Genomic DNA, 16522 nt, shown 5'->3' with positions numbered 1-16522 from the left:
CCGCTGGCCGGCAACCTCATTGCCTCTGACGGAACCTTTGCGATTGCCGGCCAGCGGCCGGCACTACCGGTTCTGCGTGGTTTCTTCTTCCCGCACCGGTTCCGGCGGCGGCAGCTGCTCCTCGGCGGCCGGCTCGTTGCCCGGCAGGCTGGGGCGGGTTTCCATCAGCAGCGACAACGCCGCCTTGGCCATCATGTGCGCGCTGATCGGTGCGGTGATGAACAGGAACACGGTGATCAGCAGCTCGCGTGGCTGCGGGTCCTGGCCGAGGAAGATGTGGTAGCACACCGAGCACACCAGCACGCAGCCCACGCCCAGCGTGCTGGCCTTGGTCGGTGCGTGCAGGCGCTTGAAGAAGGTGGACAGCTTCACCAGGCCCAGTGCGCCGACCAGGATGAAGAAGCAGCCGAACAGCAGCAGGATCGACAGGACGATCTGGATCGCGGTGATCATTCGACGATGTCCCGGCGCAGCACGAACTTGCTCAGCACCACGGTGCTGCCGAAGCCGAGCATGGCGATGATCAGCGCCGCCTCGAAGTAGATCGGCGAGTTGAGGTACATGCCGAACAGCATCAGCTCAGCGATCGCGGTCACCGACAGCGTGTCCAGCGCGAGGATGCGGTCGGGCACGGTCGGCCCGCGCAACAGCCGCCAGGTGGCCAGCAGCATCGCCAGGCCGACCACGTGCATGCACACCACCAGGGTGGTCTGGATGACTTCAAAACCGGTCATGGGAAGATCTCCATCAACGGCGCCTCGTAACGGCGCTTGATCGTATCGATCAGGTCCTGCGGGTCCTCCAGGTGCAGCACGTGCACCAGCAGGTACTTGCGGTCGTCGCTGAGCGCGGCCGAGACCGTGCCCGGGGTCAGCGTGATCATGCTGGTCAGCGCAGCGATGCCATGGATGTTGGCAATGTCCAGCGGCAGCCAGATGAAACCGGGGTGGATGTTCTTCTCCGGCCCCAGTACCTGCAGGGCGACACGGATGTTGGACATCAGGATGTCCCACAGGGTCACGCACAGCAGTTTCGGCAACGGGCGCAGGGTGCCGATGCGGGCGAACTCGCGGTCCAGGCGTGCGGCGAACAGCGGCACCACCACGCCCAGCAGCAGGCCCAGCACGATCTGGCCAAGGGTGAAGCTGTCGGACATCAGCAGCCAGAACGCCACCACCATGATGCTCAGCATCGGCGACGGAATCAGGCGACGGAACAGGGAGCGCTGGGCGGTCATGGCTGGCGGATCTCCGGTGCAGTCGCACGCAGCTGCTGCACGTACTCGCTGGGGTGCAGCAGCTGCGCGGCGGTGGCGTCGGTGTAGCGCATCAGCGGTGCTGCGGCCAGGGTCATGCCGATGCCGTAGGCCAGCAGGATGCAGGCCGCGTACAGCTCGACCCGGCGCAGCCGCGCCTTGCGCGGTACCGGCGCTTCCGGATCGACCGGTGGCACGCGCCAGAACAGGCGGATGCCCCCCCGGGTCAGGCCCATGATCACCAGCAGGCTGCTGACCAGAACGGCGGTCCAGACCGGGCCGGTGTACTGCGCCGGCATGCCGGCCAGCAGCGCAGCCTTGGCCAGGAAGCCGGACAGCGGCGGCAGGCCGGCCACCGACACCGCGCCGATCAGGAACAACACGGCGGGCGTCTCCTTGCCTGGCATCGGCGCGATCACTTCCTTGCGGTCGCTGGCGCCACCGCGACGGCGACGGATCAGATCGGCAACCAGGAACAGCGCGGCAGCGACGAAGCTGCTGTGTGGCAGGTAGTACAGGCCAGCCGAGAGCACCTGTGGCGTGCCCACCGAGAAGGCGATGAACAGCGTGGCCGCCGACACGATCACCAGGTAGGAGATCAGTACGCGCAGGCGGGTCGCGGCCAGCGCGCCGAGGCCGCCCAGCACCAGCGTCACGACGCCGGCCCACAACAGCCAGTCGCGGCCATAGCCGGCCATTGCGCCGGCATCGTCGCCGAACCACAGCATCTGGATGCGCAGCACCGAGTACAGGCCGACCTTGGTCATGATCGCGAACAGCGCCGCCACCGCCGCCGGTGCGCGCGAATAGGCTTCCGGCAGCCACAGGTACAGCGGCATCAGCGCGGCCTTGGCGCAGAACACCAGCAGCAACAGGCCCATGGTTGCCTTCACCAGGGTCAGCTGTGCCGGCGGTACCTCGGCGATGCGCTGCGACAGCTCGGCCATGTTCAATGAGCCCAGCGAGGCATACAGCAGGCCCAGCGCGACCAGGAACAGGGTCGAGGCGGTGACGTTGAACACCACGTAATGCAGGCCGATGCGCATGCGCAGGCCGCGGCCACCACTGAGCAGCAGGCCGTAGGAGGCGATCAGCATCACTTCGAAGAACACGAACAGGTTGAAGATGTCGCCAGTCAGGAACGCACCGTTGAGACCGACCAGCTGGAACTGGAACAGCGCATGGAAGTGCGGCGCGCGGCGGTCCCAGCCCGAGCAGGCGTGCAGCAGGCAGGGAATGGCCAGCAGCAGGGTGGTCAGCAGCATCCACGCCGACAGCCGGTCGGCCACCAGCGCGATGCCCAGCCGCGACGGCCAGTCGCCAAGCAGGTAGACGTTGATTTCACCACTGGCCGTGGTGGCAAACAGCAGCCCGACCGCCAGCGCCAGCGCCGACAGCGCGGTCCAGGCCACCGCCCGCTGCACCCTGGGGCCATAGCGGCGGTGTTCGACGAACAGCGACAGCGCCGCCCCCAGCAGCGGAATCAGGATCGGCAGGATCACCAGGTGGTTCATGCGCGGTCCTCGCCCTGGCGCGGTGGCACGCGCTCGTCCTGCAGGTCGTCATCCGGCTCGTGGGCATCCACGTGGTCGCTGTGGTTGTCGCTGCGGCTGCGCATGGCCAGCACGATGCTGACCGCGGTCATCGCAAAGGCGATCACGATCGCGGTCAGCACCAGCGCCTGTGGCAGCGGGTCGGTGTAGTTGCCCAGGTGGCTGTCCACGCCTTCCTGCAGCACCGGTGCCTTGCCCAGCACCACGCGGCCGCCGGCGAAGATCAGCAGGTTGGTGGCGTAGGACAGGAAGGTCATGCCGAGGATCACATCGAAGCTGCGCGCACGCAGCAGCAGGTAGATGCCGATGGCGGTCAGCACGCCGATCGCGGTAGCCAGGGCCAGTTCCATCAGTGCATCTCCCCGGTGCGTGCCGAGCGGCGTTGCAGGTCGATCTCACCCTTGCGGGCGGTGCGGGTTCGCGACGGCTTGATCGTGCCCATCATCGACAGCATCAGCATGGCGCCGCCGAACACCACCAGATAGACGCCGATGTCGAAGCCGATTGCGCTGGCCAGCGGTACGTCGCCGATCAGCGGCAGGTGCAGGTCGAGATGGCCGCTGGTCAGGAACGGCACGCCGAACAGCATCGAGGCGCTGCCGCTGAGCAGGGCGATCAGCAGGCCCATGCCGATGCAGCGGATGTAGTCGAAGCCGAAGCGCGACTCCACCGATGCAGTGCCCTGGATCACGTACTGGATCAGCAGCGGCACCGCCAGCACCAGGCCGGCGATGAAGCCGCCACCCGGTGCGTTGTGCCCGCGCAGGAACAGGAAAATCGACACGGTCAGGGTCAGCGGGAACATGATCTGCGCCAGGTCGGCCGGCACCGGCAGCTTGATCGGCGGGCCGGGCATGATCTGCTCCGGTGCCATCCGCGTACGCCGCAGCAGCGCATGCACCACCAGCGCGGCGATGCCGAACACGGTGATCTCGCCGAAGGTATCGAAGCCGCGGAAGTCGACCAGGATCACGTTGACCACGTTCTGGCCGTAGGCCTCGGGCAACGCGCGGGCGAGCAGCTCGCCGGCCATGGTGTTCGGCGGCAGGGTCATCGCCGAATAGGCCAGCGCGCCAAGCCCGGCACCGGCGATGATCGCGATCACCGCGTCGCGGCGCTTGCGCCAGCGCGGCCGCTCAGGCCCGGACTGCGCGGGCAGGTAATTCATGCCCAGCAGCATCAGCACCAGCGTCACCATCTCCACCAGCAGCTGGGTGAGGGCCAGGTCGGGCGCGGACAGGAACACGAAGGTCAGCGCCACCATCAGGCCGACGCCGCCGACCAGCAGCACCGCCAGCAGGCGCTGCTTGTAGATGCGCAGGGTGGCGACCGCGCAGGCCATCATCACCAGCCACAGGGCCCAGCCCAGCAGCGGAATCGGCTGCGGCGCGGTCCAGTTCGGCGAGGCTGGGTTGGCCACGAACGGCGCAGCGGCAACCACGATCGCCACCAGCACCAGGCCCAGCAGCATGCGCTGCAGGCTGCCATTGGCGATGCCATTGGTCAGGCGCATCGCCAGCGCGGACACGGCGTCCAGCTGGGCGTGGAACACATTGCGGCCCGTGCTGACATTGGTCACGGCATGCAGGTTGATCAGCCTGCGCAGGCCGAAGTACAGCGCCACGCCACCGACCACGCCGATCGCGCTCATCGCCAGCGGCAGGTTGAAGCCGTGCCACACCGCCAGGCTGTATTCGGGCATGGCGGTGCCAAGGATCGAGGCCGCAGCGGCGTGCAGCACCGGCGCGACGGTCAGTGCGGGTGCCACGCCCACCGCCACACAGATCACCACCAGCAGCTCCACCGGCACCTTCATCCAGCGCGGCGGCTCGTGGGGCACGCGGTCCAGGTCGTGCGGGCCAGCGCCGAAGAAGGTGTCGTGCACGAAGCGCAGGCTGTACGCCACGCCGAACACGCCTGCCAGCAACGCCGCGATCGACACCGCCGTGCGCATGATGCCCGGGCCGCCGGCCGTAATCGCTTCGGCGAACAGCATTTCCTTGGACAGGAAGCCGTTGAGCAGCGGGATCCCGGCCATCGCCAGCGAGGCGATGATCGCCAGCGCGCTGGTGAACGGCATCAGCCTGCGCAGCCCCCCCAGCTTGCGCATGTCGCGGGTGCCGGTTTCGTGATCGATGATGCCGGCGGCCATGAACAGCGAGGCCTTGAAGGTGGCGTGGTTGAGGATGTGGAACACGCCGGCGACCACCGCCATCGGCGTGGACAGGCCGAACAGCAGGGTGATCAGGCCCAGGTGGGAAATGGTCGAGTACGCCAGCAGGCCTTTCAGGTCGTGCTGGAAGATCGCGTTCCAGGCACCGATCAGCAGGGTCAGCGCGCCGATGCCGCTGACCGTATAGAAGAACAGGTCGCTGCCGGCCAGCGCCGGATGCAGCCGCGCCAGCAGGAACACGCCGGCCTTCACCATGGTGGCCGAGTGCAGGTAGGCCGAGACCGGGGTCGGCGCTGCCATCGCGTGCGGCAGCCAGAAGTGGAACGGGAACTGCGCGCTCTTGGTGAAGATGCCGGCCAGCACCAGGAACAGGGCGTACGGATACAGCGTGCTGGCGCGGATCTGCTCGCCGGCGGCCAGCACCACATCCAGGTCGAAGCTGCCGACGATACGGCCGATCAACAGCACGCCACCGAGCAGGGCCAGGCCGCCGCCGCCGGTGATCACCAGCGCCATGCGCGCGCCTTCGCGTGCGTCCTGGCGGTGCGACCAGAAGCCGATCAGCAGGAACGAGCTGATGCTGGTCATTTCCCAGAAGATCATCAGCAACAGCAGGTTGCCCGACAGCACCATCCCCAGCATGGCGCCCATGAACAGCAGCAGGTAGCAGTAGAAGCGGTGCGCGTTGTCCTGCTGGCTCAGGTAATAGCGCGCATACAGCACCACCAGGGCGCCGATGCCGAGCACCAGCCCGGCGAACATCCAGGCCAGCCCGTCCAGGCGCAGGGTGAAGTCCAGCCCGATCTGTGGAAGCCAGGGGACCAGGGTGCGGACCACCTGGCCATCGAGTACTGCCGGGGTCAGCCAGCCGAGGATGGCCAGCCCGCCCAACGGCGCCAGTGCCGCCAGCCAGGCAGCAGTCGAGCGCGAACTACGGGGGAAGGCCGCAACAGCCGCTGCCATCAGGAACGGCAGGGCCAGCAGCAGGGGCAGGCTGGGGAGCATGCAGGGAATCCATGATTCACGAGCAGGTTAGGGAGAATAACAGGCTGCGAAATGTCGCCGAAACCCATCGAACAGCGATCAATTGCATGTAACGTTCGCTGATTCATTTTTTCTGCGGCGCAACATCACGTTCCTGCAGTCCCTCCCGGGTTGCTCTCGGGGGACACCCTACGCCCACGCAGGGAGACCGCAGGCCCTGTCGCACAGGGGCTGCCGTCAACGGACGGGAAGCGGGGAGCGAGTCACCGGCGCAGGCTGGCAGGGCCGCCGTGGAGTGTGGGTGATGGAATTCGCCCGTTCAGGAAACGACGGCCGCTGTCGGCCGCCCGCGATCAGTAGCGCCAGTCGAGCTTGCGATAGAACTTGGCCATCACCCAGGCCGGGCCGATCAGCAGGTAGGTCAGGTCGGTCAGGAAGCTGGGCTTGCGACCCTCGAACGTGTGGCCGATGAACTGCGCGATCCAGGCCACCACGAACACGCCCACCGCCAGCCAGCGCAGCGCATGCAGGCCGATCTCGGCCTCCAGCAGGCGGCACAGGCAGCCGAATACGAAGAACTGGACGAGCATGCCGATGCCCAAGGGGCGCGACAGCTTGTTGTAGAAGCACCAGGCGCTGAACATCGCGAACGCCGACCAGATGCCGTACTGGAACCAGGTGATCAGCGGCGGCAGGCACCACAGCAGGGCCACCACCGACCACAGGATCGCCGGCACCGCCACCACGTGGATGCGCTGGTTGATCACGTTGCGGTGGTCGTCGGAGTAGCTGGCGAAATAGCGGTCGATCGGCCGCGCAAGCTCGGTGGATGTCTGCATGCGGCCAGCATACTCCCGCCGGGCCCGTCAGTAGAGCCAGGCCATGCCTGGCTGCAGGTGTTCGTCGACGTCGCCGGCCAGCGGCCGGCACTACCGAACGCGCCCCCAGCCTTTCCGGCCGGGGGCGCAGGCGGGTCAGTCGACGCTGATCCCGGCCAGGCGCTGCAGCGCCTCAGCGTACTTGGCGCGGGTGCGCTCGATGATGTCGGCCGGGATGTTCGGACCCGGGGCGGTCTTGCCCCAGTCCAGCGTCTCCAGGTAATCGCGCACGAACTGCTTGTCGTAGCTCGGCGGGCTGGTACCCACTTCGTACTCGTCGGCCGGCCAGTAACGCGAGGAATCCGGCGTCAGCATCTCGTCCATGATGTACAGGCGGCCATCGGCGTCGGTACCGAACTCGAACTTGGTGTCGGCGAGGAGGATGCCGCGTTCGCGGGCGTAATCGGCGGCGAACTTGTAGATGCGCAGGGTGGCGTCGCGCACCCGCTCGGCCAGGTCCGCACCGACCTGCTTCACCATCGCATCGAAATCGATGTTCTCGTCATGGTCGCCGACCGCGGCCTTGGTCGAGGGCGTGAAGATCGGCTCGGGCAGCTGTTCGGCCTGGCGCAGGCCATCGGGCAGGTCGATGCCGCTGACCTTGCCGGTGCGCTGGTAATCCTTCCAGCCGCTGCCGATCAGGTAGCCGCGGGCGATCGCTTCCACCGGCACCGGCTTCAGCTTGCGGGTGACCACCGCGCGCTTGGCGTACAGGGCCGGGTCCACGCCTTCGGGCAGCACGCTGGCCACGTCGATGCCGGTCAGGTGGTTGGGCATCAGGTGCGCAGTCTTGGCGAACCAGAAGTTGGAGACCTGGCAGAGCATCTCGCCCTTGCCCGGGATCGGGTCGGGCAGGACCACGTCGAACGCCGACAGGCGATCGGTGGCCACCATCAGCAGGTAGTCGCCCGGCGGGGTCCCTGCGGGCAGCCGCTCGCGCGGGATATCGAACACATCACGCACCTTGCCGCGGTGGCGCAAGGGCAGGCCGGGGAGATCGGATTGCAACAGCGTGGTTGGCACGGGCACTCCTGGGGCGTTGTCGATACGGCTGCCCAACGGACCCGGCGGGCCCGCTGACCAGCGGGCGGCCTAGTGTAAAGCCCTCCGGGCCCGCTGTGACGTAAAATGAGCGTCCATTTCGTCGGTCGACCCCGGAGCGCCATGCGCTGGTACGGAAAACTGCTCGGATTCATCGCCGGCGCCCTGCTGTTCCGGCCCAATCCGCTGTTCGGCGCGGTGGTCGGCCTGCTGATCGGCCATGCCTTTGATTCGGACTGGTTCCGCCTGAACAAGGAGAACCCGTACCGGGAGCTGGGGCTGACTTCCGAAGCCACCGATGCCGAGATCGAACGCGCCTACCGCAAGCTGATCTCGCAGTACCACCCCGACAAGCTTGGCGGCGCCGCCCCCGAGCTGCAGCAGCAGGCCGAGCAGAAGTCGCGGCGGATCAATGCCGCCTACGACCGCATCAAGTCCCTGCGCAAGCGCTGACCCACTTTCCCCTCGTTGCAAGGCCCGGCCATGTCCCACTGCCTCATCGCCCCCTCCATCCTGTCCGCCAACTTCGCCCGCCTCGGCGAGGAAGTCGACAACGTCCTCGCTGCCGGTGCGGACTGGGTCCACTTCGACGTGATGGACAACCACTACGTGCCGAACCTGACCATCGGCCCGATGGTCTGCCAGGCCCTGCGCAAGCACGGCGTCACCGCGCCGATCGACGTGCACCTGATGGTCGAGCCGGTGGACCGCATCATCCCGGACTTCGCCGAGGCCGGTGCCACCTACATCAGCTTCCACCCGGAGGCGAGCCGCCACGTGCACCGCACCATCCAGCTGATCCGCTCGCTGGGCTGCAAGCCGGGCATCGTGCTCAATCCGGCCACCCCGGTGGACATCCTCGACTGGGTGCTGGATGACCTGGACCTGGTGCTGCTGATGTCGGTCAACCCGGGCTTCGGCGGCCAGGCCTTCATCCCCTCGGCGCTGGACAAGCTGCGCGTGGTGCGCAAGATGATCGATGCCAGCGGCAAGGACATCCGCCTGGAGATCGACGGTGGCGTGAAGGCCGACAACATCGGTGAGATCGCTGCCGCCGGCGCCGATACCTTCGTCGCCGGCTCGGCCATCTTCAACGCCAGGACCAGCTACCAGGACGTGATCGCGCAGATGCGCGCCAACGTCGCTGCGGCGCGGGGCTGAGCCATGAGTACGGTGGCCGTGTTGAACATCCGCCCGGCCACCATGGCCGATGCTGGCCTGATCCTGCATTTCATCCGCGAGCTGGCCATCTACGAGAAGGCCGAGCATTCGGTGCAGACCGATGAGATCGGCATCGCCGAAAGCCTGTTCGGACCCGATGCCACTGCACGTGCACTGATCTGTGAAGCCGATGGTGAAGCGATCGGCTATGCGGTGTATTTCTACAACTATTCCACCTGGCTGGGCCGCAAGGGCATCTACCTGGAAGACCTCTATGTCAGCCAGGAAAAGCGTGGCGTGGGTGCCGGCAAGGCGCTGCTGAAGTACATCGCACGCCAGGCCGTGGCCGAAGGCTGCGGCCGTTTCGAATGGTCGGTGCTGGACTGGAACACTCCGGCCATCGAATTCTACACCGCCGCCGGTGCCAAACCGCAGGACGAGTGGACCGTGTACCGGCTGCAGGGCCAGGCATTGCACGATTTCGCCAACGGGTGAGGCGAAGTGCATCCACGCATGGCGTGGATCTACTGCTGGGCAAAAAAAAAGCCACGCCAATCACTGGCGTGGCCCCGCTGCATGCGTGGGAGGCTGATCCTGCCTCCATCCATCGTCCCTGCTATGGACTTCCATTCTCCGGGCCGATGGTTACATCCGTATGTCAATTTCAGAGGAATGGAAAGATCTCTAAGTTGGAGCCAATAGGGGGGGCAACTGGCGCCCTATCACGCAGCGCAAAGCAATCAGGCTCGGCGCTATTCTGGACTGAGTGGTGAGGCCGGATGCTTGAATGGGGAAAAATGTAGCGAGGCATTAATGAAAAACGCCGTTCTCGTACCGGAATATATTAACTATGCGTAGGCGCTCGGGACCAACTTTGGGTGCAACCCAAATGCCCTCCGCCACAGGTTCTTCATTTTCGCTGTAGTCTATAGAAAGTAGTAGGGTTGCCCCCTTTCTCTCCGCGACGGAAATGGCTTCGTTCGCATTGTTTGTTAAATGAACCATGCGGCGGCTCATCGGTTTCAATCCTTCTTCAATTATCTTGTCGATGGTTCCCCAGTTTGATCCATGGAAGAGGATTGTAGGCGGGCCGACCTTAATTACGCCGTCAATTTTTACATCAAGGGAGTGGCCGTACAGTGCTCTAATGAATCCATCGCGCACTTCAAATCTGGGTTCGCCTGGATGTTCTGCCACTGCCAATAGGCTGCTGGCATCTACCTCAAGGGCGCGAGCAAGGTCATCCATCGCAGCGAAGCCGAACTCGTCCACGGGAACACCCTTCTTGGGGCCATGGTGGCGCAGCAAATGCGACATTGATTTGCTAAGCCGTCTATGATCATGGCTAGGCGGTGACTGGTGCGCGTCCGCCTGATCTACCTGTGCCAATGCAAGCTGAAGTTCTCGCGCAATTTGCGCTAGATCGTCAGTGCAATGGTCCGCGACCATTGCACATATCTCTCGTGCGTGGCGTCTCAAGCTCTTGCTTGCCAGTCGTTCAGTGCCCAAGCGCAGTGCGCGTGTAATCGCAAACCATCCATATGCGTTTGAAATTCCTTCTCTATCAATCTCCATTTCAATCAATTGCATGTATTGGGTCATTATATCGATACGCCTTTCCCAGCCGGCGGAGTCTGGTTGAATTATCGCGAAGTCCTCAATTAGCTGGGCTACATCGTAACCTGCAGTGATAAATTCGACAGACTCAAAGTCAATGGCAACTATTCGCCCCGCTGGGTCGATGAGCCAGTTAGAGGCGTGGCCATCGCGCTTCCTAACCAGCCTTATGTGGCTCGGGAATGTCCTATGGAGGGCTGCCACAAATTCGTCGGAGTGATCATTCTTGAATATGGTGCGCGACCACATTTTCAAGTAGACCTTCAAAGGCCTCCACGCTGATTTACCGGTGGGGGGGGTGCCTGCTGCTTGATGGAAGGTCGCGAGTAGGTACGTGACAGATTCTAGGTATGAAGATGCTTCCTTTGCTGGGATTTCACTCAGAAGTCTTCCAGCTGATCGCTGGGTGACATGAACCCACTTCCTTTCATCATCAGAAGGAACCTCTACTATTGCCAGTGACCGAGGGACCTCGAAGAGGTTTCCTTTTGCCTGATTGTCTATCTCGTCTCGTAGACTTTTAAGCATTGAGGCTTCATGTTCAGCCTTGAGTTTCGTTGTTCTCTTGAACACGAATGTATAGGATAAGAAGCCGCGTGCATCTGTGACGGCAAAGACTTCATTTCGCCCACCCAGATTTGATCTCGCATAATTGGGGGATGCTAACGTTAATTTTGCTGCTTCTTTCCAGCTGCCAGTTGATATCGGGCTGTTGTCTCCTCCGCCGAGATAGTCTCTTGCCCTGGCGATTCCTATCCTCGGCAGCGGCCAGTCGGAGTCGAGATAGGCTAATTTTTGGAATGTATCTAGAGCACTCAGGGCGAGTTTTTTCTTTCCGGATCGCTTCGCGGCAGTGAGTGCAGCAGCGCCGGCTTCCCATCGTGCATGCCGATTATATGGGGCATTTTCTGAAAGCCATTTCGTAACTTCCACATAAAGTGTTAGGTCTCTCTGTTGAAGTAGCTCCGAGGGGCCTTCTACGATTTGGCGAAGAATGTTGGCGCCGAGTACCGCAGCTGGGATGGACTCTCTATGTCGGAGGGTTTCGAGCATTCTTACTATTTGTCTGGCTGCTTTCCATGCCTGCGCCGAAGGCTTCTTTGCCATATGGGATAGCAGCCCTCTAGGGATCGCTACCGATGTTGCGGAAATGTCGATCTGACGCTGCTCTGTCTGAGATATGAGCATGCTGAGGATGGCGCTGCGGGCCTCTTCTAAGCTGCCTGAATTATTCGGTCCAATTCGAGAAATGGCATTCTTCGCTGAGGCTATGCACTTCTCTCGTTTCTCTGGTGAGTTGTTTTTCAGCAGGGAAATTCGATAGTGCGTTTCAGCTTCGATCAATTCTGATCCGGCTGCGATTGATCTGTTGCTTTCAATAAGGGTAAGTGCGTCGTATAGAGATCCCGTGTCTCCAGTTTGATCGAATCGAAGTATAAGAAGCTCAATTCGGTAATTTAGGTGTTCTCTTGTTAGGTTGCCTAGCTGCATTGACTGCTTTGAGTACGCGATTGCTCGAGTTATGGTGTCGGGGCTCACGTTAATCCAACGCCCGATCATGGCTACGGCTGCCGCGTACTTTCCTGTCGCAATTCTCAAGGGCGCTAGCGCGAGAATGTTGCTGTCAATTGCGAATCTGAAATCAAACAGGGCTGCTCTGAATCGGCTCGCTGCGATATCAATTTCATGCCTCGCGAAACTGGTCTTCGCGTCTTCGTAAATGGCGCCGGCAGCCCTCATGGACACGTTTGCCAATGATATTGAGAGTCTGAAGCCTCGCCCTCTGAGCGTCGACGCGAGCTTGGCTGGATTGCGTCGCATATGCTCCTGGATGAGGAGGAAGATTGGGGCAGGTAAATCTCTCTTATTTCGGATAACGCTGCACCAGATGTCGGTTGCAGACTCATGGGCGTCTTCTGAGAAAAGTCTTTGAAATTCGATCGCTGCTGGGGACGAGGTCAGCCATCTCATCGATGGCCCTGATCCGAGATACGCTAAGTTGGTCAAGTTCTCTGCCAATGCAGGTGCCCACTTGTTTAATTCGGTCTTCAGGTCTTCAGTAATGGCCATGGTCGATGTTGTTACGCGATGAATTAGAGCTGCCTGAGATTCGTTTTGCGTATCTGTTGATGCCCGCTAAAAAATAGTGCATGGGCATCTGTCCACTCAAGTCTGCGTGAAGGTGACGCTGTAGATTATCCATTTTTGCTCATTTTTTCGCCGGAGCGCTTACTGGAGTTCACTGGATTCGCTTGACCATCATTGCACCTGTCTGCGTCTATATCAGCGATGCTGAGTCTGCTCTGTGGGCAGGATCTCCGAGAGTCGTGCCAAGGCATCGTTCACTACGGGAAAACGCTGCGTTGATAGCCTGTGCAACCCCTTCACGGAAGCATCGCATGACCACCCCGCGCTGGCGCCTGATCCTCAACGGCAAATCCGCCGGCAACGATGAGTTGCGCGACGCCGTCGGCCATTGGCGCGAACAGGGCGTGCAGCTGGAAGTGCGGGTGACCTGGGAGGACGGTGACGCCGAGCGCTATGTCGCCGAGGCGATCGATCATGGCGTGGATGTGATCGTGGCCGCCGGTGGCGATGGCACGCTCAGTGCGGTGGCCGAGACACTGGCGCATCGTGAGGAACCGGCGGAAGCGCTGCCTTCGCTGGCGTTGATTCCGATGGGGACCGCCAACGACTTCGCCACGTCGGCAGGCATTCCCACTGAGCCCGGCGATGCCCTCGCGCTGATCGGCCAGGTGCCGGCACGGTCCATCGACCTGTTGCGCGTGGATGCCGATGGCACGCCCTGGTGGTGCGCCAACCTCGCCAGCGGTGGCTTCGGTACGCAGGTGACGGTGGAGACCGATGCCGGATTGAAGAAGATGCTCGGTGGGCTGGCCTACGTGATCACCGGCATCGCCAAGCTGGGCCGCATCGAGCCGATCGCCGCGCGCCTGTCCGGCCCGGACTTCGCCTGGGAAGGCGACTTCATCGCGCTCGGCATCGGTAATGGCCGCCAGGCAGGCGGTGGCCAGCAGCTGTGCCCGCAGGCACTGATCGATGATGGACTGCTGGATGTGACCGTGCTTCCGGAACTGGAAGGGGAGGTCGCCGCCACCCTCGGCCAGATGCTGAAGTCCGGTACCCAGGCCGCACTGGAACAGCTGGCCACACGGGCGCGGCTGTCGTGGCTGCAGATCGATGCGCCCAAGGCGCTGACCCTGAATCTGGACGGCGAACCGGTGCAGGCCCGTCACTTCCGCGTCGAGTGCGTGCCGGGCAGGGTGCGGATGCACCTGCCGACCGGATGCCCGTTGCTGGACGGGCAGGGGTAGAGTCATCGGTCCCCGTGGCCGCTGCGGGCGTCCCGTGGTTCAGTCTCCCGGGGTTCCCCTGCCGCGCAAGCTGCGATACAGTCGAGGGGTGTCCAGCCTGACGACCCCGCATACTCTTTCTTCCGCACGCCGTTGGTGGCGATGGTGGCCCGTTGCCGTCGTCCGCCCCCATAACGCTGTGTCCCGGAAGGAAAGTCGTCTTGAACTCGCACGCTCAGTTTCAGCAGCAGGCCGCTGAAGGCCACACCCACATTCCCGTCGTCCGCGAAGTGCTGTCCGACCTGGACACGCCGCTCTCGGTCTATCTGAAGCTCGCCGACGGCCCCAATACCTACCTGTTTGAATCCGTCGAAGGCGGCGAGCGCTTTGGTCGTTACTCGATCATCGGCCTGCCGGCGCGCCGCGTGTATGCCCTCCACGGCCACACGCTGACCGTGCGCGAAGACGGCCAGGTGGTGGACACCCGCGAGGTAGCCGATCCCTTCGCCGAAGTCGAGGCGCTGCGCAGCGCCCACTCGGTGCCCAAGCTGGAAGGCCTGCCGGGTTTCACCGGCGGCCTGGTCGGCTGGTTCGGCTTCGAGTGCATCGGCTACATCGAGCCGCGCCTGGCCCCGCCGGCTGGCCGTGATGAGCTGGGCACGCCGGACATCCTGCTGCTGGACTCCAACGAGCTGGCGGTATTCGACAATCTCAAGGGCCGGCTGTACCTGATCGTGCACGCCGACCCGCGTGTCGACGGTGCCTTCGAACAGGCGCAGGCGCGCCTGGACGCACTGACTGCGAAGCTGCGTGCACCGGGCGCCGGTTATCCGGCACCGCTCAACAGCGACGTGCTGGACGAATCGGATTTCGTCTCCGGCTTCACCCGCGAAGGCTTCGTCGATGCGGTCCAGCGCAGCAAGGAATACATCCGCGCCGGTGACATCTTCCAGGTGGTGCTCAGCCAGCGCCTGAGCGTGCCGTTCAAGGCGCGCCCGGTGGATGTGTACCGCGCGCTGCGCGCGTTGAATCCCTCGCCGTACATGTATTTCCTCGATGTCGGCGACCTGCAGGTGGTTGGTTCCTCGCCGGAAATCCTGGTGCGTTTGCAGGATGGCGAAGTGACCGTGCGCCCGATCGCCGGCACCCGCCCGCGTGGCGCCACGCCCGAGCTGGACCTGGCACTGGAAGCCGAGCTGCTGGCCGATCCGAAGGAACGTGCCGAGCACCTGATGCTGATCGACCTCGGCCGCAACGATGCCGGGCGCGTCTCCAGGGCCGGTACCGTGGAAGTGGGCGAGCAGTTCGTGATCGAACGCTACAGCCATGTCATGCACATCGTCAGCGAAGTGACCGGCCAACTGCAGCCGGGCCTGAGCTATGCCGACGTGCTGCGCGCCACCTTCCCGGCCGGCACGGTCAGCGGCGCGCCAAAGATCCGCGCGCTGGAAGTGATCCGCGAACTGGAACCGATCAAGCGCAACGTCTACGCCGGCAGCATCGGCTACATCGGCTGGCACGGCGATGCCGATACCGCGATCGCGATCCGCACTGCGGTCATCAAGGATGGCCGCCTGTACGTGCAGGCCGGCGCCGGCATCGTCTACGACTCGGACCCGGACAAGGAATGGGACGAGACGATGAACAAGGGCCGTGCGCTGTTCCGCGCCGTCGCCCAGGCCGCCAAGGGCCTGTGACGCTCCCCGTGCCGTGGCCTGCGCCGCGGCATCTTCCGCTGTTCCCATTGAAGACAAGGAGTACCGCATGAAGCTGCTGAGCGCATTGCTGTGGTCGTCGCTGCTGGCCACGATGGCCCCGTCTGCGTGGGCGCAGGCCAACACCATCCCCTCGCAGCCGCACCTGCTGGTGAAGGGGCAGGGTACCCGCACGGTGATGCCCGACCGCTTCGGCCTGCAGTTGAACATCGAAGAGACCGACATGGACGCCGACGCCGCGCGCCGCCGCGTGCAGGGCAACGTGGCCCGCGTGCTGGCGCTGTTCAAGCAGCACAAGGCGGTGGAGGGCAGCGTGCGTGCGGACAACCTGCGGATCGGCCCGGCGACGCGCTATGAGCAGAACCGGCAGGTCTTCATCGGCACCCGCGTGTCGCGCCAGCTGCGCGCCAGCTTCGCCAGCGTGAAGGCGATGCAGGATGTGCTGGGTGCGTTGAAGGCCGACGAGAACGTACAGGTCAGCAGCCTGGCGCCAACCTATTCGGGTGAAGTGGCGCTGCGCCGCGAACTCAAGGGTGAGGCGGCGGCCCAGACCCGCGAGTCCGCGCAGGGCCTGGCCAAGGCCTACGGCACCCGGCTGCGCGGCCTGTACAGCATTTCCGACGTAGCGCCGAACTTTGCTTATGGCATCCAGGCCGGCAGTTGGCCGAGCAGTGGGGATCTGGTGACGCCGCCTTCGCCGCCCGCGCCCGAGGCACCGATGAACAGCATCGAGACCACGGGCTCCCGCCTGCCCGAGTCGGTCGAAGCCGGCCCCATCACCTACACCGAAAACGTGTACGCCATTTTCCTGATAAGCGACGGAACCTGACC

The 16522-nt window shown here is 63.7% G+C and carries 15 protein-coding genes; 6 read left to right on the top strand and 9 right to left on the bottom strand.

All coding sequences use genetic code 11. The features are described from left to right. Positions 1–63: 63 nt before the first annotated feature. The 8 genes from AC10QF_RS03380 to AC10QF_RS03345 form a co-directional block, all read right to left on the bottom strand. Positions 64–453 (bottom strand): Na+/H+ antiporter subunit G, encoded by a 390-nt coding sequence (locus AC10QF_RS03380; RefSeq protein WP_005419868.1) that lies wholly within the window; start codon positions 451–453, stop codon positions 64–66. Further along, positions 450–734 (bottom strand): K+/H+ antiporter subunit F, encoded by a 285-nt coding sequence (locus AC10QF_RS03375; protein WP_005411334.1) that lies wholly within the window; start codon positions 732–734, stop codon positions 450–452. The genes AC10QF_RS03380 and AC10QF_RS03375 overlap by 4 nt, the downstream gene beginning before the upstream one ends. Beyond that, the gene (locus AC10QF_RS03370; protein ID WP_005419867.1) at positions 731–1237 is read right to left on the bottom strand and encodes a Na+/H+ antiporter subunit E; all 507 of its coding nucleotides are present in this window, start codon (positions 1235–1237) and stop codon (positions 731–733) included. Before AC10QF_RS03370 ends, AC10QF_RS03375 begins: the two co-directional genes overlap by 4 nt. Beyond that, positions 1234–2769 carry a monovalent cation/H+ antiporter subunit D gene (locus AC10QF_RS03365; RefSeq protein WP_494541737.1) on the bottom strand — a complete coding sequence of 512 codons (1536 nt, stop codon included), beginning with the start codon at positions 2767–2769 and terminating at the stop codon, positions 1234–1236. Before AC10QF_RS03365 ends, AC10QF_RS03370 begins: the two co-directional genes overlap by 4 nt. Then, positions 2766–3158 carry a Na+/H+ antiporter subunit C gene (locus tag AC10QF_RS03360; protein ID WP_005419863.1) on the bottom strand — a complete coding sequence of 131 codons (393 nt, stop codon included), beginning with the start codon at positions 3156–3158 and terminating at the stop codon, positions 2766–2768. Before AC10QF_RS03360 ends, AC10QF_RS03365 begins: the two co-directional genes overlap by 4 nt. After that, positions 3158–5986 carry a monovalent cation/H+ antiporter subunit A gene (locus AC10QF_RS03355; RefSeq protein ID WP_053497699.1) on the bottom strand — a complete coding sequence of 943 codons (2829 nt, stop codon included), beginning with the start codon at positions 5984–5986 and terminating at the stop codon, positions 3158–3160. The genes AC10QF_RS03360 and AC10QF_RS03355 overlap by 1 nt, the downstream gene beginning before the upstream one ends. A 332-nt stretch (positions 5987–6318) precedes the next feature. Beyond that, positions 6319–6804, bottom strand: a complete 486-nt coding sequence (locus tag AC10QF_RS03350; protein WP_053497697.1) for an Mpo1 family 2-hydroxy fatty acid dioxygenase — start codon at positions 6802–6804, stop codon at positions 6319–6321. Between the two features lie 135 nt (positions 6805–6939). Then, positions 6940–7866 carry a phosphoribosylaminoimidazolesuccinocarboxamide synthase gene (locus AC10QF_RS03345; RefSeq protein ID WP_494541736.1) on the bottom strand — a complete coding sequence of 309 codons (927 nt, stop codon included), beginning with the start codon at positions 7864–7866 and terminating at the stop codon, positions 6940–6942. Positions 7867–8007: 141 nt separating this feature from the next. Between AC10QF_RS03345 and AC10QF_RS03340 the strand changes: the two genes are divergently transcribed. Genes AC10QF_RS03340 through AC10QF_RS03330 form a run of 3 tightly spaced genes read left to right on the top strand, consistent with a single transcriptional unit; the run spans position 8008 to position 9540 of the window. Continuing rightward, positions 8008–8337 carry a J domain-containing protein gene (locus tag AC10QF_RS03340; protein WP_005419845.1) on the top strand — a complete coding sequence of 110 codons (330 nt, stop codon included), beginning with the start codon at positions 8008–8010 and terminating at the stop codon, positions 8335–8337. A gap of 30 nt (positions 8338–8367) precedes the next feature. After that, the gene (gene rpe, locus AC10QF_RS03335; protein WP_005419843.1) at positions 8368–9045 is read left to right on the top strand and encodes a ribulose-phosphate 3-epimerase; all 678 of its coding nucleotides are present in this window, start codon (positions 8368–8370) and stop codon (positions 9043–9045) included. Positions 9046–9057: 12 nt separating this feature from the next. Then, complete coding sequence (locus AC10QF_RS03330) at positions 9058–9540, top strand: GNAT family N-acetyltransferase (protein WP_494541818.1); 483 nt, start codon at positions 9058–9060, stop codon at positions 9538–9540. Between the two features lie 315 nt (positions 9541–9855). Here AC10QF_RS03330 and AC10QF_RS03325 read toward each other — a convergent pair whose 3' ends face one another. Beyond that, positions 9856–12732 carry an RNA 2'-phosphotransferase gene (locus AC10QF_RS03325; protein WP_494541735.1) on the bottom strand — a complete coding sequence of 959 codons (2877 nt, stop codon included), beginning with the start codon at positions 12730–12732 and terminating at the stop codon, positions 9856–9858. 329 nt (positions 12733–13061) lie between these two features. Between AC10QF_RS03325 and yegS the strand changes: the two genes are divergently transcribed. The 3 genes from yegS to AC10QF_RS03310 all read left to right on the top strand — a co-directional run bounded on the left by yegS (position 13062) and on the right by AC10QF_RS03310 (position 16520). Next, positions 13062–13997 (top strand): lipid kinase YegS, encoded by a 936-nt coding sequence (yegS, locus tag AC10QF_RS03320; RefSeq protein WP_494541734.1) that lies wholly within the window; start codon positions 13062–13064, stop codon positions 13995–13997. Positions 13998–14197: 200 nt separating this feature from the next. Beyond that, on the top strand, positions 14198–15673 hold the full coding sequence (gene trpE, locus AC10QF_RS03315; protein WP_494541733.1) for an anthranilate synthase component I: 1476 nt from the start codon (positions 14198–14200) through the stop codon (positions 15671–15673). A gap of 67 nt (positions 15674–15740) precedes the next feature. After that, a complete protein-coding gene (locus tag AC10QF_RS03310; protein WP_111178481.1) occupies positions 15741–16520 on the top strand; it encodes an SIMPL domain-containing protein in 780 nt (259 codons plus the stop codon). Positions 16521–16522 lie beyond the last annotated feature (2 nt).

The sequence above is a fragment of the Stenotrophomonas maltophilia complex sp. Om-AH-Sm3 genome (genome assembly GCF_059337855.1).
This window is presented reverse-complemented; position numbering and strand designations above follow the sequence as displayed.

Coding starts and splice junctions, on each gene's coding strand:
- AC10QF_RS03375 (WP_005411334.1), bottom strand. CDS start 734: ATGACCGGTTTTGAAGTCATCCAGACCACCCTGGTGGTGTGCATGCAC.
- AC10QF_RS03340 (WP_005419845.1), top strand. CDS start 8,008: ATGCGCTGGTACGGAAAACTGCTCGGATTCATCGCCGGCGCCCTGCTG.
- AC10QF_RS03365 (WP_494541737.1), bottom strand. CDS start 2,769: ATGAACCACCTGGTGATCCTGCCGATCCTGATTCCGCTGCTGGGGGCG.
- AC10QF_RS03310 (WP_111178481.1), top strand. CDS start 15,741: ATGAAGCTGCTGAGCGCATTGCTGTGGTCGTCGCTGCTGGCCACGATG.
- AC10QF_RS03350 (WP_053497697.1), bottom strand. CDS start 6,804: ATGCAGACATCCACCGAGCTTGCGCGGCCGATCGACCGCTATTTCGCC.
- AC10QF_RS03325 (WP_494541735.1), bottom strand. CDS start 12,732: ATGGCCATTACTGAAGACCTGAAGACCGAATTAAACAAGTGGGCACCT.
- AC10QF_RS03360 (WP_005419863.1), bottom strand. CDS start 3,158: ATGGAACTGGCCCTGGCTACCGCGATCGGCGTGCTGACCGCCATCGGC.
- AC10QF_RS03380 (WP_005419868.1), bottom strand. CDS start 453: ATGATCACCGCGATCCAGATCGTCCTGTCGATCCTGCTGCTGTTCGGC.
- AC10QF_RS03370 (WP_005419867.1), bottom strand. CDS start 1,237: ATGACCGCCCAGCGCTCCCTGTTCCGTCGCCTGATTCCGTCGCCGATG.
- yegS (WP_494541734.1), top strand. CDS start 13,062: ATGACCACCCCGCGCTGGCGCCTGATCCTCAACGGCAAATCCGCCGGC.
- AC10QF_RS03355 (WP_053497699.1), bottom strand. CDS start 5,986: ATGCTCCCCAGCCTGCCCCTGCTGCTGGCCCTGCCGTTCCTGATGGCA.
- rpe (WP_005419843.1), top strand. CDS start 8,368: ATGTCCCACTGCCTCATCGCCCCCTCCATCCTGTCCGCCAACTTCGCC.